This window comes from Flavobacterium xylosi (assembly GCF_042787345.1).
In the GTDB taxonomy this organism is placed as follows: domain Bacteria; phylum Bacteroidota; class Bacteroidia; order Flavobacteriales; family Flavobacteriaceae; genus Flavobacterium; species Flavobacterium xylosi.
The window spans coordinates 1-1,679 of the sequence record NZ_JBHZPZ010000038.1 but is presented as its reverse complement, the minus strand read 5'-3'; the positions used below and the strand labels follow the sequence as shown (position 1 = coordinate 1,679).

The window sequence follows — 1,679 nt, the reverse complement described above, 5'->3', positions numbered from 1 at the left end:
CTATCATTACAGGTACAATTTCAGGAGGTAAGGCTCCATATACAGTAAGTATGGTTTCAGGAACAGGGACGTTAACACAACCTGTTGGTTTAGGAACTACTTTCACTTTTACAAGTACAACACCTGGTGCAAATCAGTTTCAAGTAACAGATGCAAATGGTTGTCCGGCACAATCGGGAGTAATCACAATCAATCCGATAGTTTACCCAACGGCTACTTTTAGTAAAGTTGATCCAACTTGTAACGGTAATTCAGACGGTTCTATTAGATTAATTCCATCTGGTGGAATAGCGCCTTATCAATATAGCATTGATAACGGGGCTACATTTACTATCACAAATGTGTTTGGTGGTCTAAGTGCAGGTTTGTACGAATATGTAATTAGGGATAAAAAAGGATGTGAGGCAACTGGAACAATTACGTTAGATGATCCGGCTCTTATAGTACCAAATATTGTGATGCATCCAATAGTTTGTAATGTAAATACACCAGGAAGTTTTGATGTTACTATTGCCTCAGGAGGTGTAGCCCCATTTACATATACTTTGTATGATAATACTTTTACACAAATTGCAACCAGTGGTATAATTGGAGCTACAAATTACAGTTTTGGTGGATTAAATTTTGGAGATTATTATATTACCATTGTCGATGCAAAAGGATGTCAATACAATAGCACTAAACTGCGTATTACAACACCACCATTTTTAACATTGAATGCTGTTACATTAGGAGGTGATTGTATTGTTGGGGCTAAAGTTGATTTAACAGTTATAGCAGGTGGTGTGGCTCCATATCAATATTCAATTTTTGGGCAACCATTGACTGAATCAGCTCCTACTGTGGCAACAACATTCACTTTTAATGGATTGTTACATGGCACATCTTATTTCTTTCAAGTAAAAGATGTCAACAATTGTATTTCAATTTTAGAAGTTCCTATTCCATCTATATCTTCTATTGTAGTTGCAATTGACAGTAAAACCAATGTAACCTGTAATGGCGCTAATAATGGAGTCCTAAATTACACAGTGAGTAGTTTCGATGCTACGGTTACAACAATTGATTATGAATTATTAAATCCTTTAACGAATTTACCAATAGTACCTCCAGTAAGTGGTTCAATAGTTGGCCCTATAGGTGGTCCGGTATCAGGTGTTATTTCAGGTTTAAAACCAGGGGATTATATTTTAAAAGTAAAAGAATCTACAGGAACTCTTTGTTCCGCTTTGATTCCGTTTAATATTACCCAACCGATACAACCAGTAAATGCAACGATTTCGAATGAAACAAATGCTAACTGTATTTCAGGTGCTCAAATCACCGTTTCTGCAACCGGAGGAACAGGACCTTATCAATATGCATTTGTTCCAAACGGAAGTGCACAAGGAGGAGCATATACAACAAGTAATTTAGGTATTCTGGATTATGATACATTTGGAAACAATTGGGATATTTGGGTAAAAGATGCAAATGGATGTGAATTTAAAATTGACAAACTTATAACCAAAGACCCAACTCCTGTAATAGCGGCGGTTCTAAACAACCAATGTGCTCCAACTGAAGGGAACTTTGCTATAGACGTAACGCTTACCACAGCGGGAATGGCTCCTTACAGTTATAGTGTGGATGGCGGTGTATACCAAAGCCAAACGGCACCGTTTACGATATCCAATTTA

Annotated in this window: 1 protein-coding gene; it reads left to right on the top strand. The window is 37.0% G+C overall.

Annotation, left to right across the window (positions count from 1 at the left end; genetic code table 11):
- Positions 1-1,679, top strand: a 1,679-nt coding sequence (locus ACFX5E_RS16190; RefSeq protein ID WP_379856202.1) for a SprB repeat-containing protein, incomplete at both ends; no start/stop codon positions are given.